This window comes from Mycolicibacterium sp. XJ870 (genome assembly GCF_053483975.1).
This window is the reverse complement of record NZ_JBEFTI010000003.1, coordinates 432596-457040: the sequence shown is the minus strand read 5'-3', so window position 1 is coordinate 457040 and position 24445 is coordinate 432596. Positions and strand designations below refer to the sequence as shown.

26 protein-coding genes are annotated in these 24445 nt (G+C 65.9%); 10 read left to right on the top strand and 16 right to left on the bottom strand.

The genetic code is table 11. The features are described 5' to 3' along the window. Positions 1-37 precede the first annotated feature (37 nt). Both ABQF30_RS16920 and ABQF30_RS16915 read left to right on the top strand, forming a co-directional pair. A complete protein-coding gene (locus tag ABQF30_RS16920; protein WP_448465749.1) occupies positions 38-865 on the top strand; it encodes a MerR family transcriptional regulator in 828 nt (275 codons plus the stop codon). Next, positions 862-1635 (top strand): SDR family oxidoreductase, encoded by a 774-nt coding sequence (locus ABQF30_RS16915; RefSeq protein WP_448465747.1) that lies wholly within the window; start codon positions 862-864, stop codon positions 1633-1635. The genes ABQF30_RS16920 and ABQF30_RS16915 overlap by 4 nt, the downstream gene beginning before the upstream one ends. 19 nt (positions 1636-1654) lie before the next feature. On the opposite strand, the gene ABQF30_RS16910 is transcribed toward ABQF30_RS16915, so the two are convergent. Then, positions 1655-2350 carry a GntR family transcriptional regulator gene (locus ABQF30_RS16910; protein WP_448465745.1) on the bottom strand — a complete coding sequence of 232 codons (696 nt, stop codon included), beginning with the start codon at positions 2348-2350 and terminating at the stop codon, positions 1655-1657. Further along, positions 2347-2862, bottom strand: coding sequence for an HD family phosphohydrolase (locus tag ABQF30_RS16905; RefSeq protein WP_448465743.1), 516 nt, complete (start codon positions 2860-2862; stop codon positions 2347-2349). Before ABQF30_RS16905 ends, ABQF30_RS16910 begins: the two co-directional genes overlap by 4 nt. Before the next feature lie 108 nt (positions 2863-2970). Here ABQF30_RS16905 and ABQF30_RS16900 point away from each other — a divergent pair, with 108 nt between their 5' ends. From ABQF30_RS16900 to ABQF30_RS16890, 3 genes are read left to right on the top strand one after another with little or no spacing between them, the layout of a single operon-like run. After that, positions 2971-4086 (top strand): TIGR03364 family FAD-dependent oxidoreductase, encoded by a 1116-nt coding sequence (locus tag ABQF30_RS16900; protein WP_448465741.1) that lies wholly within the window; start codon positions 2971-2973, stop codon positions 4084-4086. Positions 4087-4100: 14 nt separating this feature from the next. Further along, positions 4101-4784, top strand: coding sequence for a phosphonatase-like hydrolase (locus tag ABQF30_RS16895; protein WP_448465739.1), 684 nt, complete (start codon positions 4101-4103; stop codon positions 4782-4784). Positions 4785-4794: 10 nt separating this feature from the next. Further along, positions 4795-5958 (top strand): ABC transporter ATP-binding protein, encoded by a 1164-nt coding sequence (locus ABQF30_RS16890; RefSeq protein ID WP_448465737.1) that lies wholly within the window; start codon positions 4795-4797, stop codon positions 5956-5958. A 216-nt stretch (positions 5959-6174) separates the two neighbouring features. Here the strand turns inward: ABQF30_RS16890 and ABQF30_RS16885 are convergent, their stop codons facing one another. The 4 genes from ABQF30_RS16885 to ABQF30_RS16870 are packed head-to-tail and all read right to left on the bottom strand — an operon-like array spanning position 6175 to position 11174. Next, positions 6175-7653, bottom strand: a complete 1479-nt coding sequence (locus ABQF30_RS16885) for a GntP family permease (protein WP_448465735.1) — start codon at positions 7651-7653, stop codon at positions 6175-6177. A gap of 10 nt (positions 7654-7663) precedes the next feature. Next, positions 7664-8278, bottom strand: a complete 615-nt coding sequence (locus ABQF30_RS16880) for a bifunctional 4-hydroxy-2-oxoglutarate aldolase/2-dehydro-3-deoxy-phosphogluconate aldolase (protein WP_448465733.1) — start codon at positions 8276-8278, stop codon at positions 7664-7666. Next, complete coding sequence (locus ABQF30_RS16875) at positions 8275-9888, bottom strand: N-acyl-D-amino-acid deacylase family protein (RefSeq protein ID WP_448465731.1); 1614 nt, start codon at positions 9886-9888, stop codon at positions 8275-8277. The genes ABQF30_RS16880 and ABQF30_RS16875 overlap by 4 nt, the downstream gene beginning before the upstream one ends. A gap of 11 nt (positions 9889-9899) precedes the next feature. Beyond that, positions 9900-11174 (bottom strand): type III PLP-dependent enzyme domain-containing protein, encoded by a 1275-nt coding sequence (locus ABQF30_RS16870; RefSeq protein ID WP_448465729.1) that lies wholly within the window; start codon positions 11172-11174, stop codon positions 9900-9902. Between the two features lie 101 nt (positions 11175-11275). On the opposite strand from ABQF30_RS16870, the gene ABQF30_RS16865 reads away from it, so the two are divergent. From ABQF30_RS16865 to ABQF30_RS16845, 5 genes are read left to right on the top strand one after another with little or no spacing between them, the layout of a single operon-like run. Beyond that, complete coding sequence (locus ABQF30_RS16865; protein ID WP_448465727.1) at positions 11276-12307, top strand: sugar kinase; 1032 nt, start codon at positions 11276-11278, stop codon at positions 12305-12307. After that, entirely contained in the window at positions 12304-13074 is a 771-nt protein-coding gene (locus ABQF30_RS16860; protein ID WP_448465725.1) for an IclR family transcriptional regulator, read from the top strand. Before ABQF30_RS16865 ends, ABQF30_RS16860 begins: the two co-directional genes overlap by 4 nt. Continuing rightward, positions 13071-13478 carry a RidA family protein gene (locus tag ABQF30_RS16855; RefSeq protein WP_448465723.1) on the top strand — a complete coding sequence of 136 codons (408 nt, stop codon included), beginning with the start codon at positions 13071-13073 and terminating at the stop codon, positions 13476-13478. Before ABQF30_RS16860 ends, ABQF30_RS16855 begins: the two co-directional genes overlap by 4 nt. A 38-nt stretch (positions 13479-13516) precedes the next feature. Beyond that, positions 13517-14734, top strand: a complete 1218-nt coding sequence (locus ABQF30_RS16850) for an alpha/beta fold hydrolase (protein WP_448465721.1) — start codon at positions 13517-13519, stop codon at positions 14732-14734. A 24-nt stretch (positions 14735-14758) separates the two neighbouring features. Continuing rightward, entirely contained in the window at positions 14759-16177 is a 1419-nt protein-coding gene (locus tag ABQF30_RS16845) for a WS/DGAT/MGAT family O-acyltransferase (RefSeq protein WP_448465719.1), read from the top strand. Between the two features lie 16 nt (positions 16178-16193). Here the strand turns inward: ABQF30_RS16845 and ABQF30_RS16840 are convergent, their stop codons facing one another. The 10 genes from ABQF30_RS16840 to ABQF30_RS16795 all read right to left on the bottom strand — a co-directional run bounded on the left by ABQF30_RS16840 (position 16194) and on the right by ABQF30_RS16795 (position 24435). After that, the gene (locus ABQF30_RS16840; protein WP_448465892.1) at positions 16194-16721 is read right to left on the bottom strand and encodes a carboxymuconolactone decarboxylase family protein; all 528 of its coding nucleotides are present in this window, start codon (positions 16719-16721) and stop codon (positions 16194-16196) included. 11 nt (positions 16722-16732) lie between these two features. Next, a complete protein-coding gene (locus tag ABQF30_RS16835) occupies positions 16733-17578 on the bottom strand; it encodes a TauD/TfdA dioxygenase family protein (protein ID WP_448465717.1) in 846 nt (281 codons plus the stop codon). Between the two features lie 22 nt (positions 17579-17600). After that, positions 17601-17924: a hypothetical protein gene (locus tag ABQF30_RS16830; RefSeq protein ID WP_448465890.1), complete on the bottom strand. Its 324-nt coding sequence runs from the start codon at positions 17922-17924 to the stop codon at positions 17601-17603. Positions 17925-17937: 13 nt separating this feature from the next. Further along, on the bottom strand, positions 17938-19191 hold the full coding sequence (locus ABQF30_RS16825; protein WP_448465716.1) for an aromatic ring-hydroxylating oxygenase subunit alpha: 1254 nt from the start codon (positions 19189-19191) through the stop codon (positions 17938-17940). An 18-nt stretch (positions 19192-19209) separates the two neighbouring features. After that, the gene (locus tag ABQF30_RS16820) at positions 19210-19953 is read right to left on the bottom strand and encodes an SDR family NAD(P)-dependent oxidoreductase (protein WP_448465714.1); all 744 of its coding nucleotides are present in this window, start codon (positions 19951-19953) and stop codon (positions 19210-19212) included. Positions 19954-19960: 7 nt separating this feature from the next. After that, positions 19961-20980, bottom strand: a complete 1020-nt coding sequence (locus ABQF30_RS16815) for a 2Fe-2S iron-sulfur cluster-binding protein (protein WP_448465712.1) — start codon at positions 20978-20980, stop codon at positions 19961-19963. Between the two features lie 102 nt (positions 20981-21082). Beyond that, positions 21083-21535: a MarR family winged helix-turn-helix transcriptional regulator gene (locus ABQF30_RS16810; RefSeq protein ID WP_448465710.1), complete on the bottom strand. Its 453-nt coding sequence runs from the start codon at positions 21533-21535 to the stop codon at positions 21083-21085. Between the two features lie 67 nt (positions 21536-21602). Further along, positions 21603-22841, bottom strand: a complete 1239-nt coding sequence (locus tag ABQF30_RS16805; protein ID WP_448465708.1) for a metal-dependent hydrolase family protein — start codon at positions 22839-22841, stop codon at positions 21603-21605. After that, positions 22838-23167 carry a hypothetical protein gene (locus tag ABQF30_RS16800; protein WP_448465706.1) on the bottom strand — a complete coding sequence of 110 codons (330 nt, stop codon included), beginning with the start codon at positions 23165-23167 and terminating at the stop codon, positions 22838-22840. The genes ABQF30_RS16805 and ABQF30_RS16800 overlap by 4 nt, the downstream gene beginning before the upstream one ends. Then, positions 23164-24435, bottom strand: a complete 1272-nt coding sequence (locus ABQF30_RS16795) for an aromatic ring-hydroxylating oxygenase subunit alpha (protein WP_448465704.1) — start codon at positions 24433-24435, stop codon at positions 23164-23166. The genes ABQF30_RS16800 and ABQF30_RS16795 overlap by 4 nt, the downstream gene beginning before the upstream one ends. Positions 24436-24445 lie beyond the last annotated feature (10 nt).

Below are 24445 nucleotides of genomic sequence, written 5' to 3'. Positions count from 1 at the left end.
TTGAGTCTCCGCCAAGGGGAGGCTTCACACTGACCGAGTGACCATTGACCTGTCCATAGGCGACTTCTCCCGGATGACGCAATTGTCGGTGAAGGCATTGCGGCATTACCACGAAGTCGGCCTACTTGAACCGGATCGCATCGATCCGACAACCGGATACCGGTATTACGCATCCGAACAGTTGCCGACCGCCCAGGTGGTGCGCAGGCTCCGGCAACTGGGCATGCCCGTCGCTGATGTGCGTGCGGTGCTGACATCGGCACCGGCCGAACGCAACAGGCTGATCAGCGGTCACCTGCAGCGGTTGGAAGACCAACTCGCCGAGACCCGCAGCGCCGTTGAATCACTACGAGCCATCCTCGAGCGGCCCTCTGACCACCCTGAAGGCTCCATGATTGAGCATCTCAGTGTCGCAGCGACACCTGCTGCGGCGATCACCGCGATCGTCGACCGTGATGATCTGGTGCCCTGGTGGCTGGGTGCGATGGGGGAGTTGCGGGCGACGGTTGCTGCCGATACCACAACACGCCCGACCGGGTCACCCGCGGCGTCGTTCGCCTTCGACATCTTCGCCAACGATCGCGGCACCGCGACGGTCTTCATCCCGGTCGATCGCGGAGTGCGGTCGGCCGGTCGGGTGCAGGAAGTTGTCATGCCGGCCGCCGAACTTGCCGTCATACGCCACCGGGGATCTCATGACGAGGTCGACCTCGCCTACGGCGCGCTCGGTGAGTACGCGAACCGCCACGAGATCAGCATTGAGGGGCCGCTGAGGGAGTACTACGAACGGTTCTCTTGGGACACAGACGATTCTGCGCAATGGGTGACTGCCCTGTGCTGGCCGGTTTTCCGGGCGGACGCATGAGCACACTGCAGGGCAAACGCGCACTCGTCACCGGTGGCACCAAAGGCGCTGGAGCAGCGATCGTGGCCCGACTCCAGTCAGCGGGTGCACACGTCACAGCTGTGGCCCGTGGACGCCTGGATGGTGGCGATCTCATCGCCGACGACTTCGTTGCCGCCGATCTGGCCTCGGCGGCCGATGTCGCCGCGGTGGCCGAGCATGTTCGCGGCAGCGGCGGAATCCAGATCCTGGTCCACGTCGCCGGTGGATCCTCGGCGCCTTCAGGGGGATTCGCGACGCTGACCGATCAGGACTGGATGAACGAGCTCAATATCAACATCTTGGCCGCCGTCCGACTCGACCGCGAACTGTTGCCGATGATGGTGTCAACGGGTGGCGGCGCAGTCGTGCACATCGGATCCATCCAGAGTCGGATGCCGCTGTACGAGGGCACCCTTGGGTACGCCGCTGCCAAGGCAGCGTTGCGCGCCTACAGCAAGGGACTGGCCAATGAGCTGGCACCCAAGGGAATTCGTGTCAACACGGTGTCACCGGGATTCATCCGGACCAGCGCCGCTGATGCGCTGATCGATCGGATAGCGGCGGCCGGTGACGGAACGCGGGAGGCGGCACTTGAATCGGTGATGACGGCTCTGGGCGGCATCCCCCTCGGTCGGCCCGCCGAACCCGAGGAGATTGCCGAAGTCGTGGGATTCCTGGTGTCTGATGCCGCGTCGTCGGTCGTCGGAGCCGACATCGTGGTCGATGGCGGCACGGTATCCACGGTGTAGTCAGCGGGACAATCGGCGCTCACGTCAGCAGGGTTTCGAACGCGACCCGATCACCGCGGTACAGGGCGCGCACCACCTCGATCGGCACCCCGCCGGTGTCCACCGAGCGGCGGTTGAGCAGCAGCATCGGCATCGCCGTCGTGGACTCCAGCAACGCAGCCTCCCGCGGTGAGGCCAATGCGGTCTCGATGCGCTCGGTGGCCGAGCCGAACTGAACGCCCAAGGCACGGATCGCCGCGTACAGCGAGGTCGACGGATCGAGGCTGATGGCCAATTCGCCGAACCGGGCGGAGGCCAGGTACGTGCTCTCCAACCCGATGCGCTGGTCATCCGCCAACAGCACACGTTCCAGATGCATGACCGGCGCACCGGTCGGAACATCAAGTCCGGCGGCGAGATCGGCAGTGGCGTCGACGGTTTCCCAGGTCACCAGGATGCGGCCGGGGACGCGGCCCATCGCCACCGCGCCCTCGGTGTAGGACTGAAGCCCCAGCGGCTGGGTGAGCTTGGGCCGCGACACCACGGTGCCGCGGCCGCGCCGCTCGATGCGGCCGGCGACCAGCAGCTCGTGCAGCGCCTGGCGCACGGTTTCCCGGGCCACCCCGAACTGCCCGGCCAGCTCACGCTCGGCAGGCACGGGGTCGCCCTCGTCGAGGCCGGCAAGCATGGTGTCCAGTGCGGTGCGGATGACGTACGGCTTGGGCAGCGGCTTCATTTCTCCTGCCGGGCAACGCGTTCGGCGACGGCTAGCACGCCGTCGATAGACATCCCGCGGCCCTGCGGATCCTTCGCAGCGTCATCGTAACGGCGCAGCCGCAGTGCGTCGCTCCACCAGCGATGGTCCACGAAGTCCGGGTCGACAGCTGGCCCGCCCTGATGGCTCAGCGAGTCGACCGACGTCTCCGACAGGGCGTAGTGCGGGTCGGTCGCAGCGAGATACCGCTTGGCCGCGACGTGCGCTCCGGCCAGCCAACCCACCCGTTCACCGAATCGAGGTGTCAGCCAATCGCGCGCGAAGCGGTCGTGCTGCTCGGCGCCGGGCCCGTGAAACAGCGGGCTGTGCGCCACGTCGTGCAGTGCGGCGGCGAGCACAAGTTCGTCGTCTGCCCCGTCGGCGATCGCCCGGGCCGCCGACTGGAGTGCATGGTCCAGCTCGTCGACAGCTTCCTCGTCCCACACCCCGCGCAGTGAACTCAGTACCGTGCGGACCTCGTCGACGTGTTGCATACTGACCAGCGTAGTGGATTGGTCTATACCAATACTTCACCTGCTGTTCGGCGTGACAACACCCGCACGTGGCTGGGCAGACGTGATCAGCCGAAAGGCTCAATCACCATGCGGGTGACGATCATCGGTGGCGGCATCCTGGGCACGGCACATGCGGTCGAGGCTGTGCATCGCGGGCACCGCGTGGTGCACCTGGAACGCGAACGCGAGGCGCGCGGCGCGACGGTACGGAACTTCGGCCTGGTCTGGGTCTCGGGCCGCTCCACCGCCGAACTCGAGGCGGCCCTGCGATCCCGCGAACTGTGGGAGAAGCTCGGCTCGGACATCCCCGGCATCGGCTTCCGTGCGTCCGGATCCATCACTTTGCTGCGGACCGCAGCTGAACTCGCCGTTGCCGAGGAGGCGGCGGGCCGCGCCGATGCCGGCCACCGCGGCTTCACTCTCCTTGAACCGGAGCACGTGCGTGCGGCCAACCCGGCCCTTCGCGGGCGCTACCTGGGCGGGCTGCATTGTGCTTTGGATGCGACGGTGGAATCCCGCCAGGCGCTGCCCGCCATCCGTGAATACCTCGCCGCCAGTGGGCGTTACGAGTTCATCGCGGACGCAGAGGCACGTTCCGTCGAGAACCGTACGGTGCGCGATGACCGGGGCAACCGGTACGAATCCGACCTCGTGCTGGTATGTGCGGGGGCGGCACACGGTGGACTGGTCCGAGACCTCGCGGGGGAACTCCCGGTGCGCCGTGTACGACTGCAGATGATGCAGACCGAGCCGCTTGAGGAGCCACTCACCACCGCCATTGCCGACGCGGACAGCTTCCGCTACTACCCGGGATTCGCCGGACCGGCACTCGAAGACCTGCGCAGCAACGAGACCCAGCATCCGACCGCCCACGAGCAGCACATGCAATTGCTGTGTGTGCAGCGACTGCACGGTGGTCTGACCATCGGCGACACCCACGAGTACGCCGAGCCGTTCGGATTCGACGTGAATGAGGCGCCGTACGCCTATCTGGTCGACGTCGTGGAAGAATTCCTCGGCCGCGCGCTGCCGCCGATCCGGCAACGCTGGGCCGGCGTCTACAGCCAGTGCCTGGATCCACACCAGTTGGTGTGCCGGGCCGCTCCCGAGGACGACCTGTGGGTGGTCACCGGTCCCGGCGGGCGGGGAATGACGCTGGGTCCGGCCATCGCCGAACAAACCGCAGATCTCATCGGTCTCTGAGTAGAGGAAAACACATGGCGGGTAACAATATTCAGCTCGCGGTCATCGACATGGCCGGTACCATCGTCGCCGACGACGGTCTGGTGGTCAGTGCATTCGAGGCCGCCGCCACCGCAGTCGGGCTCCCCCTGGATGGTTCGGAGCGGGAGAGTGCCCGCCAGTATGTGCTCGACACCATGGGGCAATCGAAGATCGTCGTGTTCCGCGCCCTGTTCGGGACGGAGGAGCTCGCACAGCAGGCCAACGCCGAGTTCGAGCGGGCCTATGCCGAGTTGATCGACAACGGGCAGGCGAAACCCATCGACGGTGCGGCAGAGGCGATCACGCAACTGCAAGACGCCGGTATCAAGGTCGCCCTGAGCACTGGGTTCAGCGGGGTCACTCAGGATAAACTGCTGGCCGCGCTCGGCTGGCACGGGCTGGCAGATCTGGTGCTGGCCCCGGGAGACGGCGTGCGCGGGCGGCCCTATCCGGACCTCATCCTCACCGCGCTCATCCGGTTGCAAATCGACGGCGTGGCCAATGTCGCCGCCTTGGGCGATACCGCCAGCGATATCGAAAGTGCGCTCCGCGCAGGCGTAGCCATCGCTGCGGGGACCCTCACCGGGGCACACGAGGAAGACCAACTGCGGGCAGCCGGCGCCACGCACGTCGTGGGGTCGGTCACCGACTTCGCCGATCTGCTGCTGCATCACTGAAGAAGTAGGCATGTACACCAGGGTCGGCGTAGCCGGTGTCAGCCGCCGGCAGTCCACCGGCACGGAACTTCCCTTGCCCGCCGTCACATTCGACCGGGTCGGCGTGACCTACGGCCGTGGCCGCCGCGTGTCGCAGGCGCTGATCGATTTCAATCTTCGGGTGGCAACAGGCGAGACGGTGGCGCTGTTGGGGCCGAGTGGATCGGGCAAGTCCACCGCGCTGGGCGCCCTGGCCGGTTTCGTGCGGCCCACGACAGGGACGGTTCGCCTGGCCGGCCGCGACATCACTGGTCTGCCGCCCGGCAAGCGCGGGATCGGTGTGGTGCTGCAGTCCTACGCATTGTTTCCACACATGCGGGTGGACGAGAATGTGGCGTTCGGCTTGAAGGCGCGGCGGGTGCCGCGGGGCGAGATCGGATCTCGGGTGGCCGAGGCGCTCGACACGGTCGGCATGGCGTCGTACGGGAAGCGGTTGCCCTGTGGCCTTTCCGGTGTGCAGCAGCTACGTGTAGCGATTGCCCGGGCGCTGGCCACCCGGCCCAAGGTGCTGCTGTTCGACGAGCCGCTTGCGGCACTGGATGCCCCGCTGCGCCTGTCGATGTTGGTTGAGCTGCAACAGCTCAAGAAGTCGTTGCCGGACACGGCGATGGTCTATGTGACCCACGATCATGCCGAGGCGCTTGCCCTGGCCGACCGGATCGCCGTGATGAACAATGCCCGAGTCGTAGATGTCGACACTGCCGAGAACCTCTGGAGGCGGCCACCATCGAGTTTCACCGCGGCTTTCCTCGGCGGTGCGAACCTGCTGCCGTGCACCGTCGGCCGGGTGATCGGCACGTCCGCTTTGGTGACCGTGGCCAACCGGACGGTCAGCACGGAGGCACCACAGCCCGCGGTCGGAAAGATCGACTGGGCACCCGGATCCGATGCACTGCTGTGCATCCGGCCGCATGCTCTGCAAGTGGTATCACTGGGAGATCGGGATGCCGTGCGGGCCAACGTGCATGCAGCGGCGTGGCGTGGCGCGACGACACGTCTCGTGGTCAGCATCAACGGGCTCCCCGGTGAGTTGATCGAGATCGATGTGCCCGGGCGTGCACAGTTCGGTGTGGGCAGCGAGATCGGTGTGCGTATTCCCGAACCGGCAGGTGTGCTCGTTCAGCCACCGACCTGACCCCCTCCCTTTTCTCCGCGAGCGTGCGCGTCTGTTGCCCAACACTCCGCAATTGGACATCATTTCGCGCACGCTCATGACGGCGTGAGCGTGCGCTGAACGCCGGCGATATGCCGCGTGTTGGGGGACAGACACGCACGCTCGCAGTGCAAAGTGGGGCACGCTCGCAGTGCAAAGTGGGGCACGCGCGCAGTGCAAAGTGGGGCAAAGGCAAGGTCAGGCGAAGATGGCGAACAGGAGTGCCGCGACCGCGAAACTCACCACCGAGAGCACGGTCTCCAGCACGGTCCAGGTCTGCAGGGTCTGCTTGACCGTCATGTTGAAGTACTTGGAGATGATCCAGAAGCCGCCGTCGTTGACGTGGCTGAGGATGATGGAGCCAGCCGCGATCGCCATCGCGATCAGTGCGACGGCCAGTTGCGAGTAGTCGGCCTCGGTCACGAGCGGTGCGACGATGCCGCCGGTGGTGACGATGGCCACCGTCGCCGAACCTTGCGCGATCCGCAGTCCGCAGCTGATGACGTAGGCCAGCACGATCACCGGAAGTCCCGCGGCTGACATGGTGTTGGCCAGCGCGTCGCCGATTCCGGTGGCGGCGATGACCTTTCCGAAGAACGCGCCCGCACCGACAACCAGCAGAAGCATGCCCACCGGCCGCAGCGACTCCCCGGTCAGCACACTGAGTTCCTGCACGCTTGCACCGCGTCGCACACCGAGCACATAGAACGCCACCAGTACCGCGATCACCAACGCGACCGCCGGGGTGCCGAAGAAGGTGAGCACTTCGAGCAATCGCGAACCCTCGTCGAGCAACTGCGTGCCGAACGTGGCGCCGAGAATCAGCACCAACGGGATCGCGATGATCGCGGCGATCACACCCACCGACGGCGGCCGGGTCATGACCGTTTGATCTGTCTTCGTCGGGGTGTCCTTCACGATCGTGCCGGTGCCGCCGGCGGGGCCTGTCGTCACATCCTCACCGGCGTCACGGTCCAGCTCAGGGACGAACTCCGGCGGCACTTCCACCATGACGCGCTTGCCGATATAGCTGCCCCACAGGATGCCCGCGGCGATGAAACCCGGGATCCCACAGACGAATCCCATGAGAATCAGCCAGCCGAGGCTGACCTCGAGCAGCCCGCCCAGGGCGACCGGGCCGGGATGCGGCGGCAGGAACGCGTGGGTCATCGACAGGCCGGCGAGCATGGGCAGCGCGTAGAGCACCAGCGACTTTCCACCGCGCTTGGCCGCCACGTAAACGAGCGGGGCAAGCACGAAGATGCCGATGTCGAAGAAGACCGGGATGCCGAAGATCAAACCCAGCAGGCCCATCGCGATCGGTGCGCCCCGCTCGCCGAACACTCCGAGCAGCTTGCTGGTCAAGACGTCCGCGCCACCGGAGCGTTCGAGGATCGCGCCCAGCACCGTGCCCAACCCGATGATCACGGCGATGTGTCCCAGAATGCTGCCGAATCCGGTCTCCAGCAGTGAATCACCGCTTTTGATCGCGGTGCCGACAATGTCGGAGACCGGGAGGCCCGCGGCGAGCGCCAACCCGAGCCCGATGAGCAGCAGGGCGATGAACGGCTCAAGCTTGACCCTGATGATGACGAACAGCAGGACGGCGATCGCCAACCCGCAGAGCACCAACAACCCGGGCGTGGTGGTACGGAGCCAATCGACGGCGGAAGTCATGAGAAGCCTTTCAATTCAGAGAGCGCACGAAAGAGGCAGCGCGCGAGGCGATATCGGACCAGTTGCCGGCGGCTACCGCCTGCGGGGGAACCACGCCGGTGCCGGCGGTGACCGCAACCGCGCCGTGGGCGAGGAATTCGGCGGCGTTGCCCTCGTTGACGCCGCCCGAAGGGATCAGCGCGACGTCGGGGAACGGGCCGTGCAGATCCTTGAAGTAACGCGGGCCGACCACGCTCGCCGGGAAGATCTTCACCGCGGCCGCGCCGAGGTCGACAGCGGTCATCACTTCGGTCGGCGTCAGCGCGCCCATGATCACCGGGATGCCGCCCGCGACAGCCACCTCGGCGACCGAGGCCCGGACACCGGGGGTGACAAGGAATTTCGCGCCGCAGTCGATGGCCGCCCGGGCCTGATCGGCGGTGCACACGGTGCCCACCCCCAGCACTGCCGTCGACGTCGCCGCAGCGCGCAGGTGATCGAGCACCCCGGGGGTGGTGAAGGTGAGCTCGACGGCGTGTATCCCCGACTGCGCGAGGGCATCCGCGAGGGCGACCGGGTCGGGGATCTCTGGTGCGCGGACGACGACGAGCGCCCGGTCGGCGACTATGGTGGCCAATGCAGTCATGAGGTCTGCTTTCTGCTGGAATCCATTCGGAGGGCACGGCCGGCCAGTGTCCCGGTGGGACGGCCATCCTCGATCGCGCACTTGCCGTTGACGAGGACGTGGCTGATGCCCAGCGCTTGCTGTTTGGGATTGTCGAAGGTGGCGGTATCGGTGATGGCGGCGGGATCGAACAACACCAGATCGGCGGCGTAGCCGGTGCGGATGAACCCGCGGTCGGTGAGCCGGAGCCGTTGTGCGGCACGGCCGGTCAGGTGGTTGACGCACTCCTCGAGGCCGAGCAGGCCGGCGTCTCGCACGTAGTGGCCGAGGTAGCGCGGAAAGGTTCCCCACGCCCGCGGGTGGGGCCGCTCGCCGACCAGGATGGCGTCACTGCCGCCCATGTGGTTCGGGTGCATCATGATGGCGCGCACGTTGTCCTCGTGGCCGACGTGCTGCAGGATGGTGGTGGCCAACTCGTCGCGCTCGAGTACGTCGAAGAACACCTCCACGGGAGCGACTCCGCGGTCTGCGGCGATCGTGTCGATCGTCTTCCCGACGTATTCGTCGAGTTGAGGGTTGGCGACACCACTGATCTGGATGGTCTCCCACTCCACCGTGACGCCGTGGCAACCGTCAGAGCCGTTGACGTTGACGTCCTTGGTGATTCGTGCGCGGGCCGCAGGATCGTTCAGCCGTTCCAGCGCCTTGTCCGGGCCACCCGACATGGCCCAACTGGGCAGCAGCGCCGACAGTGTAGTTGCCCCGGGCAGGTAGGGGTAGGTATCCAGGGTGATGTCGCAGCCGTCGGCAAGAGCCGCATCGACCATGTCCAAGAACTCGCGGGCCCGGCCGCGGTTGACCCCGAAGTTCATCGTGGCGTGCGTCAAATGTACTGCGCAGCCGGTGGTTCGGGCCAGGTCGATCATCTCCGCGTACGCCTCCAGGGCGCCGGCCCCGTAGGAGCGGGTATGCGGCGCGTAGAAGCCGCCGTAGTCGGCGACCACCTCGCACAGGGCCGCGAGTTCGGCGGTGTCGGCGTACATTCCGGGTGTGTAGGTCAGCCCGCTGGACATGCCGACCGCGCCGTCCTGCAGGCCGTGAGCCAGCAGGTCTTGCATGCGGCTGATCTCGGCGGGCGTTGCCGGGCGCTGGTCGGCCCCCACCGCGAGGAGCCGCAACGTACCCTGCGGCACGAGGTAGGCGGCGTTGGGCGTGATGCCCTGATCCAACCGGTCGAGATATTCGGCGACGCTGCGCCAGGAGAAGTCCAGGTCGCTCGGGTTACCGTTCCAGCCGGCGATCTGACGGCGGATCACAGCGAGCGCGGCGTCGTCGATCGGCGCGTAGGAGATTCCGTCCTGGCCGATCACCTCGGTGGTCACGCCCTGGCTGATCTTCGGGAAGTGACCGGGGTCGGTGAGTAGGCGCAGATCTGAATGCGCATGCATGTCAATGAATCCCGGTGCGATCACGTGCCCGGGTTTCGGTTCGATCACCCTATCCGCACCCGCAATCGCACGCGGTCCGGCGATCTCGGCGATCCGGCCGTCGTCAACGACAACGTCCGCCCGGTAGCGGGGTGCGCCGGTGCCGTCGACGATATCGACGTCCCGGATCAGTAAGTCGCTCAAGGTCGTCCGCCTCAGAAGAACGTGTGGATGAGGTCGACGATGCGGGGGGTCGCGGCATCGGCGTCATCGATGACCGGAATCAACCGCCATTTGTCGAACGCCGTGCACGGATGGGAGAGACCCAACCGCACCACACTGCCCACCGGAACATCGTCGGCACTTGCCCCGGGGAGGCGCAGGAAGGCGTGCTGATCGTTCAGCGCGGTGACAGTCGCGTCAGGCAGGTCGGAGCCGTCTGAAAGCCGTTGCGGCGCCGGCAGTCCCTCGTCGAACGGAAGGTCCCGTTTGCCGGCGTCGAGCAGCGCCAGCTCCGGTTCGGGCCGTGACACCGTCCGCGCCCACCCGTGCATGGCGGACCGCAACGGGCGCTCGGCGCGACCCGCGATCAGCGGCGAAATGCCCGCGTAGAACCCGTCATCGTGGATCACGTACGCCCCGGACCGCACCACCACCGACGTCTGGTCGTCCGCGACAGCCGCCAACGCTTCGACCACGACATCCTGGTAGGCGCTGCCGCCCGCGGTGACGATCGCCTCGCCGGGGTAGAGCCCGGAAAGGTGCCGATGCAGCCGGCCCAGCTCATCGAGGTAGGACCGGACGGCGCCCAGCCCGGTGGACTCGCGGTCGTGAGCGAGCGCGCCTTCGTAACCACCCACGCCGGCCAACCTCAGCCGCGCCGAGCGGTGTACCGCGGCGGCAACCGCCTGGGCCGCCTCGACCGACCGCGCGCCGGTGCGTCCGCCCGGCGCGCCGAGTTCGACGATCACGTCGACCGGGCGTTCATTCGGCGTCGATCCGAGGATCCGCTCCATCAGCTCGACGGTTTGCACGCTGTCGGCCCAGCTGAAGAACTCAAAGGACGGATCGGCATCGAGTTCGGCGGCCAGCCAGGCCAGCGCCGCGGGGTCGACGATGGCGTTCGCGAGCATGATCCGGGCGACTCCGAAGGACCGGGCGAGCTGCACCTGCCACGGGGTGGCCAGGGTGATGCCCCACGCCCCGGCGTCGAGCTGCTGAGCCCACAGTTGCGGCGCCATCGTCGTCTTGCCGTGCGGGGCCAACAGCACCCCGCTCGACCGGGCCCAGTCGGACATCACCGACACATTCGAGTCGAGCCGGGCGCGGTCCACAGTCAGAAGCGGGGTCCACATTCGGTCGAGCGTCGGGCCGGTGGCGAGATAGGCGCGGGCCGTCATGCCCCACGCCTCGCGGGGAAGGCCTTTGTGTGCTGGACCGAGCACTCGGTCGTCGAGTGCGGCCACGGCGGCTTTGTCGATCACAGACATCTCCTAGCGTTGCGTAATATGCAACGAGTGTTGCGCAGAATGTGCAATGAAGTTAGTCTGCAACAGCCAGCCTGTGACCGCAAGTACTCGGAGGGATTGATGTGAGTTCGGCAACATCGCTTCGGCCGAGTGCAGTCACTGTCGGCGAGGGCCTGACCGTGCTGGTCGCGCAGCCCGGGCCACTTGAGGATTCCGCGACGTTCGAGCGCGCGGCCGGTGGCGCCGAGGCCAATGTCGCGACGGTGCTGGCGCAGTTGGACATCGACGCGGGATGGCTGTCCAGGGTGGGAGACGACGGCTTCGGCCGCTATCTCGTGCGGAATCTCGCCCGCCGCGGCGTCGATGTGTCCGCCGTCGTCACGGACCCCGATCGCCCGACGGGCGTCTACGTCAAGGAACGCGGCAGTGGTTCCGGGGCTGCGGCCGACCTGCCCGCAGGCGACAGTCGCATGCTCTATTTCCGCACCGGATCCGCGGCCGGCGCCCTGTCTCCGGCGGATCTGACCACCAAAGCCGCCCAAAAGCTCCTGGACCACTCGAAGCTCGTGCACGTCACCGGTATCACGCCCGCGCTGTCGGATTCCGCCACCCGGCTGACCGACGAGCTGGTTGCGATGCCGCGCCAGGGCCGTTTGGTGAGCTTTGATCTCAACTACCGGCCCGCGCTGTGGACGGCGCGCGCGGTGGACCCGGCCGAGGTGCTCGCCCGGCAGGCCCGACGCAGCGACCTCGTATTCCTGGGCGCCGACGAGGCGCTTGCGGTGTTCGGGACCGACGACCCGGCGCAGTTGCGCGCGCTGTTTCGTGAGCCCGCGCACCTGATCGTCAAGAACGATGCGCACACCGTGACCGGATTCTGCGGTGACGAGCGGGTCGACGTGCCGGCGTTACGCCTGGACGTGGTGGAGAAGATCGGTGCCGGCGACGCCTTCGCGGGCGGCTTCCTCGCCGGCCTGCTGCACGGCGTCGGGCATGAGCAACGGATCCGGCTCGGACATCTCTGTGCCGCGGCGGCGTTGACCGGGCACGGCGATATCGCGGAACTGCCGCGCTGGGAGCGGCTCGAGGAGCTCGCCGCACTGGATGCCGCGGGCTGGGCGCGGCTGGACTTCGCGCGCGAGGCGGTTCCATGAGTCAGTCGCTGTCCCGCGCGCTCACCATCCTGGGTGAGCTTGGCGAGGGCGCGAAAACGCTTGAGCAGTTGGCCGTTCGGCTCGATGTGCACAAGTCCACCGTCATGCGGCTGTTGCGCACGATGGAATCGGAACGCTTCGTGCGACGCGACACGGGGCATCGCTACGACTTGGGTTCGCGGCTCTTCGAATTGTCCAACCGCGCCTTGGAACATCGCGATGTTCGGACATTGGCCCGTCCGCACCTCAGTGCCCTGAACGCCGACACCGGTCAGACCATCCACCTGGCCACCTACGAGTCCGGTGAGGCCGTCTACATCGACAAGCTCGATGCGATCCAGAGTGTCCGGATGTACTCGCGGGTCGGCCGTCCCGCGGCCCTGCACTGCACCGCGGTCGGCAAGGTCCTGGTCGCGGGGCGCCCCCGATCGGAATGGCATGCGATCGCCGAGCGAATCGACTATGTGAAGTTCACCGAGCACACCATCGTGACCCCCGTGGCCTACCTGGCGGAGCTGGAAACCGTTGCCGCCCAGGACTTCGCGGAAGACCACGAGGAACACGAAAGCTTTGTGAACTGTATCGGTGTCCCGGTGCGCGACGGCACCGGCGCCGTGGTGGCCGCGGTGTCCATGTCCGTGCCCGACATGCTTCTCGACCACGAACAGGTACTGGCGACCCTGCCGCAGGTACGCGCGGCAGCCGACGCAATATCCGCAGAACTCGGCTGGTCCCCGGCCGGGCACAACCCGAAAGGTTCCAAATGACCGACAAGATCAGAGTGTCCACCGCCGACGCCCCGGCACCGGCGCACACCTTCTCCCAGGGCGTGCGCAAGGGCCCGTTCGTGCAGGTTTCCGGTCAGGGGCCGGTCGATCCTGCGACCAACGAGTACCTCCATCCGGGTGATGTCGCGGCGCAGACCACCCGCACGCTGCAGAACGTCAAGGCGATCATCGACGCCAGCGGCGCCACCTTCGACGATGTGGTGATGCTGCGGGTCTATCTGACGACGCGGGACGATTTCGCCGCCATGAACGACGCCTACGGCGAGTTCGTCTCCGCCAATACCAAAGGCGACGTACTCCCGTGTCGCACGACGGTATTCACCGGTCTGCCCCGCGCGGAGATGCTTGTCGAAATCGACGCGATCGCAGTCACCGCGCAGTAAACCGATGGGGACCGGGTGACGCGCGGTACGCTCGCGCAATGACGGCACGACCGGATACCCGGTACCCCGGGCCGAGCTTGGCCAGCCGGGCACGATGGTTGCTGCGCGCCAAGCCCGCTGACCACATGCTGGCGCTTAGCGTGGCATCGGCTTCGCTGCCAGTGATCGGCAAGCATCTCGAGCCTCTCGGTGCGATAGCCGCCATGGGTGTATGGGGATTTCGGCAGATGCCGGAATTCGTGACCGCCTCGGCCAAGTCCTGGCTGAGCCCCGGCAACGGCGATGTTCGCAAAGCCGAACGCGACATGACCAACTCGGTGACTGAGGCCGCGTTGCGCGGGATCGTCCCGAACCTGGCCGTCGACTGGCCCGCGCCGCAGAGCATGCCGCCGCTGTGGAGCAGTCTGGTCCAGCGGCGCGACGTATACCGGACCTCGGTGCGCTACGGCGACCATCCGTCACAGTTGCTCGACGTCTGGCGGCCCAAGGACCTGCCCGCCGAGCCGGCGCCGGTGCTCCTGTTCGTGCCGGGCGGCGCGTGGGTGCATGGCAGTCGGATGCTGCAGGGCTACGCGTTGATGTCGCATCTGGCACAGCAGGGTTGGGTGTGCCTGTCGATCGACTATCGCGTCGCGCCGCACCATCGCTGGCCAAGACACATCACCGATGTGAAGACGGCGATCGCGTGGGCGCGGGCCAACGTCGACAAGTTCGGCGGCGACCGGCATTTCGTCACGATCGCGGGGTGTTCTGCGGGCGGGCACCTGGCAGCGCTGGCCGGGCTGACGCCCAACCATCCGGAACTGCAGGCTGACCTGCCGGCGGGTTCGGACACGACGGTCGATGCGGTGGTCGGCATCTACGGCCGCTACGACTGGGAGGACCGGTCCACCGCCGAGCGGGCGCGGTTTATCGACTTCCTGGAACGGGTTGTGGTGAAACGCCGGATCGACCGCCATCCCGAAATCTTCCGCCAGGCCTCGCCGATCGCCCAGATCCACCCGGATGCCCCGCCGTTCCTGGTCATCCACGGCACGGGCGACACCGTCATCCCGGTCGCACAGGCGCGCAGCTTCGTCGACCGGCTGAAAGCGGTGTCGCGGGCACCGGTCAGCTACGTCGAACTGCCCGGCGCCGGGCATGCCTTCGATATGACCGACGGGGCAAGGACCGGAGCAGTGGCCACCGCAATCGGGTTGTTCCTCAACGAAATTCACCGAAACCGGACACTTGATCAGGCCAAAGCGGTTATCTAGCCGGCTCCACGCGGGAGGTTCACCGTGAAGCGGTTGAGTGGGTGGGACGCGTTCCTGCTGTATACCGAGACACCCAACGTGCACATGCACACGTTGAAGATCGCGATCTGCGATCTGGAAGGCATCGGAGACCGCACGTTCGGCGTCGACGACTTCCGCCAGGTGATCCATGGCCGGCTGTACAAGCTCGATCCGTTCCGCTATCAACTCGTCGACATCCCCTTCAAATTCCACCATCCGATGTGGCGAGAGAACTGCGACGTCGACCTGAACTACCACGTCCGGCCGTGGCGCTTGCCTGCTCCTGGCGGCAGGCGCGAACTCGATGCGGCGATCGGCGAGATCGCCAGCACACCGCTCGACCGCAGTCGCCCGTTGTGGGAGATGTATTTCGTCGAAGGCCTGGCGAATGGCCGCATCGCCGTCGTCGGCAAGATCCACCACGCTCTCGCCGACGGCATCGCGTCGGCGAACCTCTTGGCTCGCGGCATGGATCTGCAGGAGGGGCCGCAACGCGACCGAGATTCCTACGCCACCGATCCCGCACCCTCCAAGAGCGAGTTGGTGCGTTCGGCGTTCCGCGACCATCTGCGTCAGATCGGCCGGTTGCCGGGCACGATCCGCTACACCGCGCAGGGTGTCGGGCGGGTACGACGCAGCAGTCGCAAGCTCTCACCCGAGCTGACTCGCCCGTTCACGCCGCCGCCGAGCTTCATGAACCATGTGCTGACCTCGAAGCGGCTGTTCGCGACGGCCACGCTGGCGCTGTCCGACGTCAAGGAAACCAGCAAGCAGCTCGGGGTCACCATCAACGACGTGGTCTTGGCCACGTCGTCGGGAGCATTGCGCACGTTGCTGCTCCGCTACGACGGCAACGCCGACCATCCGCTGCTGGCCTCGGTGCCGATGAGCTTCGACTTCTCCCCGGACCGGATCTCCGGCAATCGATTCAGCGGCGTGCTCGTGGCGTTGCCCGTCGATGAGGCCGACACGGGCCAACGCGTCCGCAAGGCGCGGGAGGCCGCCAGCCTCGCCAAAGAGAGCCACCAACTGATCGGGCCCGAACTCATCGCACGTTGGGCTGCCTACATGCCGCCGGCTCCGGTGGAGGCGGCGTTCAAATGGCTGTCCTATCAGGACGGCCAGAACAAGGTGCTCAACCTCAACATCTCGAACGTGCCGGGGCCGCGGGAGCGAGGCAAGGTCGGTGGTGCGACTGTCACCGAGATCTACTCGGTGGGGCCGATCACCGCGAGCAGCGGGCTGAACATCACCGTGTGGAGCTACGTCGACCAGCTCAACATCTCGGTGATCGCCGACGACGCGACCGTCGACGATCCGCACGAGGTCACCGACGCGATGCTCGAGGAGTTCCGTGACATCCGAAGGGTCGCAGGGCTTTCCGATCAGCTGACGGTCGTCGAGACCGCCATGCCGCAGTAGCGTTGCCCCGTGCCGATCAACCGTCGCCCGATTCGGGCCGCACACCGAAGGTGTTGACGGCCAAGGCGAGAAGTTGATAGCCGCCGATGAGGAACACGAGATCCATGCGTTGGTTCTCGTCGAGGAATCCCGCCAAGCCATCCCACGTCGATTGCGTGATGGTGTTGAAAGCTACGAGATCGTCGACGGCACGCACGATCACGTCGTCATGTCCGTCCGTGCACCTACCGGACCGGATTCCGTCGATGTCCTCGTCGGACAGGCCGGCCTGACGCGCGATGGGCAGATGGTGCGTCCACAGATAATCGCAGGCGCAGCGCAGGACGATGCGCAGCAACGCCACTTCCCGAATGCGTGGTGAGAGCAGGGATTCCCGCAGCAGGTAGGCGTTGAACGGCAGGTAGGCCCGCGTCAGATCGGGATGGCGCACCAATGTGGACAGGACGTTGCCCGCACCTTCGGGATTCGCTCGCTCACGCGGGATGAGCGATGCCAGCGCTTCCTGGGTCTCATCGCCCCACTCCGCAGATGGCAAGGGGGACAGGCGCAGAGGCCTCACTGGATCGGTTCGTCGCCGAGCACCGTCGTGCGCAGCATGTGGCGGGGCGAGTTGGGCTCATAGGGGGCAGCGCGGTGCAGGACTCCCTGGTTGTCCCAGATGACGGTGTCGCCGACGGACCACTTGTGGCTGTACACCTTGTCTGCGGTGGTGGCGTGTGCGAGGAGTTCGGCGAGCAGGGCGCGGCCTTCTTCGAGATCCATGCCGACGATGTAATCCGCCGACGCGCCGAGCACCAGCGACTTTCGGCCGTTGCGGTGTGTCCACACCAGCGGGTTCTCATGTGTCGGCCGGGCCTGCCACCGCTGCAACTGCTCGGGGGTCGGGTCGGGATAGACACGTCGTTGCGAGGCTTCCAGGGAGTGGACCACCCGCAGGCTGCCGTAGCGTTCCTTCTCGGAGTCCGAAAGGGTCTCGTACGCAGCGTACGAGTTGGCGAACTCGGTTTCCCCGCCCCGCGCAGCGACCTCGACCGCGGACAGCACCGTTGCCTTCTGTGGGCATTCGTCGTGCATGGGTGTGCAGCCGTCGATGTGCCAGTCGAAGGTCGCCTTGAGGTACTCGGCGGCCTTGTTCTTCGACTTGTCGAGGGTGATCGGGTATATGCCCGAGACCGGGTGGTGACCATCGGCCGACCGGTCGATCTCACCAAGCCGTTGGGAGAAGGCAACCTGCGCTTCGGGTTCCAGATGCAAATCGTGGAACACCAGCACGCCGTTGTCTTCGAGCGCGTCGAGGATCGCCGCCCCGAGTCCGCTGTCGTTGGCGAGGCGTTCTGGGTCGACGCCGGAGACCTCGGCACCCACCGACTCCGTCAGCTTGTTGATGGTCAGCACGCTCATCGTTCGGTCCTCTCGTAGTCGGTCATGGCGTCGGTTCGCCGGTGCGCACCATCACGGCATCCGCCGCGTCGACCGGCGCGGGTTGATGCATGATCTCGACCGACATCGCCACCATGATCAGCGAATAGATCAGGTGCAACAGGTTGAGCGCATCGTCGGGCAGATCATCGAGCGGGAACTTGTCGCAGTACTCGATCGCCTCTTCGAGTCGGGGAAAGAAGGCGTCGTAGAACTTCTCCATCTGTCCCATGGTGGCCGACAGGCGGGCGTTCCAGCGTTCGGTCTCGGTCGCCAGGCACCAGGTGGGCGCATAGGGTTCCAGTTCTGCGAATGCACTGGGCAGCATTGATTCCGGCACGCTACACCTCCACCGGCGTGCGCTCGCGCTGGTACGCCTCCACCCAGTCGACGGCGACCTTGTGCAGGTGGCGCACCAGGATCTCCTGGTCGTTGAGCGGAAAGTCGTCGACGATGCCGTACTCAAGGGCCGCCTGGGTGCCACCGAGCATGCCGGCGTCCTGCAAGGCGAACTCCTTGAGCACCACCGCGGCGACTTCGTGTTCGATCCGTTCGCGTACCGTGCGCGCGGGATGGAAGTACGTGTACGCCTCGAAGCGGTGGGTGTTGTGCGACGTGGGCCAGTACCGGTACAGCAGATACCAGCCGCCGTAGATGAGGATTTCCGTGTTGGGGAAGATCTGGAAATTGCTGATACCCCACGGCTCGATATTGCCGGGATTCAAACCCGCTGGCAGTTCGCCGATGTCGGGTGTGCGCCACGGGCCGACGAGGCCGCTGCGGGTCGCCCGCTCGATCGGGTACATGTACTCCGGGGCCAGCAGCCAACGGCGGGTCCCGGCAGTGGAGACCAGCCGGTGCGGCCCGTCGAGTTGGAAGTGGCCACAGGTGAAGCCCGCGTTGGGATCTCGTACCTCGGGCGGCACCTGTTGGGTGTGCAGCGACGGCACGTGGTAGTACTCCTGGAAAGCGTCGGCAAAGATCTTCCAGTTACTGTTGTTGTGGGCGACCCAGTCGTAGCGTTCGGTCAGTTTGTCGAACGGGTAGTCGTCGAGCGCAGTGATCATCGGGCCGAGGAAGTCACGCAGGCTCTGCCGGGGCTGGGCGTCGAAGTTGATGAACACGAACCCGTTCCACACATCGCAGTGCACCGGCACCAACCCGTAGTCCGCGGGGTCGACGTCGAAGGGTTCAGGGACGTGGATCAGTGAGCCGTCAAGTGCGTAGCGCCAACGACAGCTTCTGCTCTCGAAGAACTCGACTGTGCCGGCAGTCTCCTGATCGGGAAAGTCATTCCACACCAACTTGTTTCCACGGTGGCGGCAGGTGTTGTGAAACGCGCGGATGCGTTGATCGGCGCCTCGGACCAGGATTACCGATGCGGCCGCGGCCTCGATCTCCTTGGTCACGTAGTCACCGATGCCTGCGGTTTCCTCGACCCGGGCCACGTTGAGCCAGGCCCGCTTGAACACCGCCTCTCGCTCGAGTTCGTAGAACTGCGGCGACGTCGAGTCACGGAATGAGACTGGGCCGGTACCCAACTCCGGATAATGCTCGGTCCAGGAGCCTTCCGCCGGCTTAGGCCACTGCTTCATGCGTACCTCCCTGTTGTGTCACATCACCGCTCCGCCGTTGACGCCCAGCACCTGGCCGGTGATGAACCCGGCCTCCTCCGAACACAGGAATCCGACGGCCGCGGCGATATCCGCGCCGGTACCCAACCGGCCCATCGGGATGTTGCCTGCGATCTGTTCGTTTGACGGCAGATGGCCGGCAGCCTGCGACTGATGCTGCATCGGCGTCTCGATACCCGAGGGCGGAATGTTGTTCACCGTGATGCCGTGTTCTGCAAACTCGCGGGCCAGCGATTTCGTCAAGGTGATGACTGCGCCCTTCGACGCCGCGTAGTGCGCGGCGAACGGTGATCCGCGTTGCGCGCTCGAGGACGAGATCATCACGATGCGGCCCCATTTGGCGTCGAGCATGTCCGGAAGTGCGGCTTGGCAGCAGTAAAAGGTGCCGGTGAGGTTGACGTCGATGATCCGGGTCCAGGCGTCGTCGGTGATCTCGAGGAACGGCGAGAACCCGAATACGCCGGCACTGGTCACAAGAACGGTGACCGGCCCGAGTTCACTGCGGACCTTGTCGAAACCCTGCTCGACGGCGCGGCGGTCGGTGACATCGACACCGACCGCCATCGCGGTCACGCCCTCCGACCGCAGATCGTCGGTAACCTTTTGTGCGGCTTGCTCATCGACATCGGCAACGGCGACCTTGTGGCCGAGCCTGCCGAGTTCGTGGCAGGTCGACTCGCCCATGCCCGACGCCCCGCCGGTTACCACTGCCACCTTGCTCATGCTCGCCTCATTCATATACCACCTTGATCGTGCGACTCGTCGGCACTGCCTGACAGGTCACCACCCAACCGTCGGCAACTTCGTCCTCATCAAGGGCGTCATTGTTGAGCATTCGGGCGCTGCCCTCCGTCACCTGGGCTATACACGTTCCGCACGAACCGGTTTCACATGACGACGGTGCCCGCAGACCACCCATGCGCGCGGTCTGCAGCAAGGTGTTGCCCGGGCGGTAGGCCACCGTGAGGGTGCGACGGTCCAGTTCGATGGTCACTTCCTCTGTGACGGTGCTGCCAGGATCCTGAGCCGGCGCCGTGTCGACGGTGAACCGCTCCAGGTGCAACCGGTCTGTGGAGAACCCTGACGACAACACGGCCTTCTCGACGGTGTCCATGAATGGCCCAGGGCCGCATACATACACGTCGCAGTCGGAGACCTCGCCGGCGAACGCCTCGATCTGGGCGGTCGTGACGATACCGTCCTCGTCGTCGATGTGATGGCGGAGGTGAAAACGTCCGGTATGACGTTGCTCAAGCGCGCCAAGGGTTTCGGCGAAGATGATCGAATCGCGGCTGCGGTTGGCGTAGAACAACCGGGCCCCCCGACCAGTGGTCTCGAGTGTCGACCGCAGTAGCGAGTAGACCGGCGTGATCCCGCTGCCCCCGGCGAACGCCACCAGGTCCCGCTCCTGATCGCACATCACGAACCGGCCCTGTGGCGGCGCGGCGTGCAACGTGTCGCCGGGCGCCACGGTGTTGTTCAGCCAGTTCGACACCACGCCGTCGCGGTCACGTTTGACGGTGATCCGCAGGTCGTCGTCCAGCCCCGGAGCGGACGACATCGAGTAGCAGCGGCGGTGCTCCTGGCCATCCACGTGCACCTGCAGGGTGAGGAATTGACCTGACAGATAACTGAATTCGGCACCGGGGTAGTCGAATGCGAGCGACACGGCATCGGAGGTTTCGCGCACCACCTGCTTGACGCGCAGTGGCACGAAACCTTCAGCCGGTGTGGTGAGGGAGTCTCGCATCAGGTTCAGAGTATCAACTACTTGTCATGAGTATCAAGTACTAGATATTCAGGACGGGCGGACACGTGAACGCACCGTTGGCGTGGAGTTTCGGCCGGGCCGTCAGTGCTCGACGTGGTCCTCGAACAGCTCGTGGCCGGTGCCCTTTTCGACGACCTTGCCCAGCAGCTCACGCAGTTGCTTCTGCTCGTCTGCCGTCAAGACGCCGAACACCCGTTCGTGCGCCGCGATCGCGTCGCTGACCACCGCCGCGGCCACCGCGCGCCCTTCGTCGGTGAGGAAGGCCTGGAGGATGCGGCCGTGTTGAGGGTTCTGCTTGCGCTCGACGAGCCCGCGCTTTTCGAGGGCGGTCAAGGCCAGCTGCACGCCCTGCGGGCTGATCAGCAGCCTGCGCGCCAACTCAGCCCCGGACAGGCCGGGCTCGTTGGTCAGTTGCCGCAGCACACCGATCTGGGCGGTGCTCACGCCGTGCTCGCTGACCGCGTCGTTCACCGTGGTCAGCGAGAAGTAGAAGGCCTGCTTGAGCAGCCACAAGATGTTGTCGGTCAGTTCCATGCGCGTCTCCGTCTCACCGACGACGCTATCGCATGTCGTCGCCCGTGCGGGCGCCTCCGGGTGGCGGTCAGGCCGCCTTGTGCACCACGCCGTCCTTCATCACGAATGTGACATCGAGGGTCGTCGCGATGTCGACGGACGGGTCACCGGGTACCGCGATGATGTCGGCGAGGTAGCCCGGGGCCAGCCGGCCGAGTTCGCCGTCGGCGTCGATCAACTCCGACGCGACCACCGTGGCCGCCCGCAGCGCCTGCATCGGTGTCATCCCGCGTTCCACCAACGCGCACAGTTCTTTGGCATTCTGGCCGTGCGGAATCGCCGGCGCATCGGTGCCGCACGCGATACGCACGCCGGCCGCAATCGCCTTGGGCAACATAGCTTTTGCGCGCGGGAAAACGTCGAGTGCCTTCTTGCGGAGTTCGGGCGCGATGCGGTCGATCGCCATCGCGTCGGTGAGGTAGGTCGTCGAGACGAGGAACGTGCCGTGGTCGACCATCATCTGGATGGTCTCGTCGCTCGCGAGGAAGCCGTGCTCTATGCAGTCGATGCCGGCGCGGATGCAGGCCTGGATCGCAGTGTCGCCGACGGCATGCGCCGCCACCCGCACACCGGCGCGGTGCGCCTCGTCGGCGATCGCGGCGAATTCGGCGTCGGAGTACTGCTGGGCGCCCGGGGCGGTGCTGTGTGACATCACCCCGCCGGACGCGGACACCTTGATCAGCTTGGCACCGTGCCGGATCTGGTAGCGCACACAGGCGATGACGTCGGGAACGCCGTTGGCGATGCCCTCAGCCACCGACAGCGGCATGATCCCCGGGGCCAGCCGCTGGAACACCGTGGGATCCAGGTGCCCGCCATAGGGAGTGACCGCGTGCCCGGCAGGATAGATGCGCGGACCGGCGTGCCAACCCTGGTCGATCGCGCGTTGCAGCGCCACGTCGAGCAGGTAACCGCCGGTCTTGACCATCAGCCCGAGATTGCGGACGGTGGTGAACCCGGCATCGAGTGTCGTGCGGGCGTTTACCGCCCCCCGCAGCGTGCGATACGCCGGATCGTCCTGCACGCCGTGCATGGGAGTCGGCAGTCCTTCGGGGCCGCCCGGTCCGCCGATGAGCAGGTTGAGTTCCATGTCCATCAGGCCCGGCAGCAGCGTGACGTCGCCGAGGTCGAGCACCGTCGAGTCAGGCGGCAGCTCAGCCGGATTCATCGCACTGATGCGGTTGTCCTCGACGACCACCACGGCCGGCGAGTGCACCGCACCGGCGTCGACATCGACCCAGCGCGCAGCCCGCAGTACGACGGTCACGGCACAGGCTCGAAGTCGCAGTCCAACCAGGTGGCACCGGAATCGGGGACCCGAGGCTGCTTCCAGCACTCGGCCGGAAACGACACCGTGATCATCGAATACAGCATGTGCATAAGTGCGAGCACGTCATCGGGGAGGTCGTCGAGCGGGAACTTGTCGCAGTAGGTGATGGCTTCCTCGGCGCGCGCGGTGATCGCGTCGTAGAACGCCTGCAGTTCGACCATCGAGCTCGACAGCCGTTTGGCATACCGCTGGCGTTCGGTGGGCAGGCACCAGTCGGCGTACGGCTCCAGATCTGCGAATTCCGTTGGTAGCAACCCGGTCACACTCCCACCACCGACGCACGGCTCTGATAATCGGCGATCCAGGCCGCAGTCTCCTTGTGCAGGTGGCGCAGCAGGATCTCCTGGTCGTTGAGGACGAATTCGGTGACTGCCCGCGACTCGATCATCGTCTGCGTCGCTTCAAGGGTGTTGGCGTCCTGCAAGCCGTATTCCTTGAACGAGGCCGCGGCGAGTTCCTGGGCGATGCGATCCCGCGGAGTGCGCGGCTGCGGGAAATACAACGTGCCTTCGAAGACGTGCGTGTTGTACGACGTCGGCCAGTAGTGATAGGTCAGATACCAACCCTGGCCCCAGAACAGCATGACGAAGTTGGGGAACAGCTGGAACGAATCCAGGCCCCACGGATCGCATTTCGCCGGATTCAGGCCCTCGGGCATGGGCCCGAGATCGGGTTTGTCCCACGGGCCGAACAACCCGCTCTGACAGATGTCCTCGATCGGTTTGCGCATCTCGGCCGCCATCTCCCAGGCCCGCACCCCCGAGGTGCTGACCAAGCGGTGCGGCCCGTCCAGTCGGTAGTGCGGAGCCTCGAATCCGGCTTCGGCGGCGGCCTTCGAATACGCGGTCGGCGACTGGTTCGCATGCAGGACGGGTGCGTGATAGAACTCCTGGAATGCGTCCATGTAGAGCTTCCAGTTGGCCTTGACCTCGGAGCGGTAGTGCCATCGAGACGTCAACTGGCCGAAAGGGTATCCCTCTAGCGCAAGCACCATCGGTCCGAGGAACTCCCGCAACGACTGCTCGGGTGTCTTGGCGAAGTTGACGAAGATGAACCCCTCCCACACCTCGCAGTGCACCTCCACCAGGCCGTACCGCGACTTGTCCAGGTTGAAGAACTCCTGCTCCTGCTGGACGAAGGTCAGGTTGCCGTCGAGGTCATAACGCCAGGCGTGGTACTTGCAGGTGAACTGCCTGCACACCCCGTTGGTCTCTTCCAGCGGCATGTCGTTCCAGACGAGCTTGTTCCCGCGGTGCCTGCAGACGTTGTGGTAGGCCTTGACCACTCCGGAAGTAGTGCGCACCAAGATGATCGAGGTGTGCGCGACCGGCAGCTCCTTGGTGAAGTAGCTGCCTTTGCGCGGCAGTTGTTCGACCCGTCCGACGTTGAGCCAGGCGCGTTTGAAGATCGCCTCACGCTCGAGTTCGTAGATTTCGGGGCTGATCGAGTCCTCGTAGGACACGGGCCCGGTGCCCAGTTCGGGGTAGTGCTCAGTCCAACTGCCCTCTGGCGGCTTGGGAAAACGCGGCATCGGTCACTCC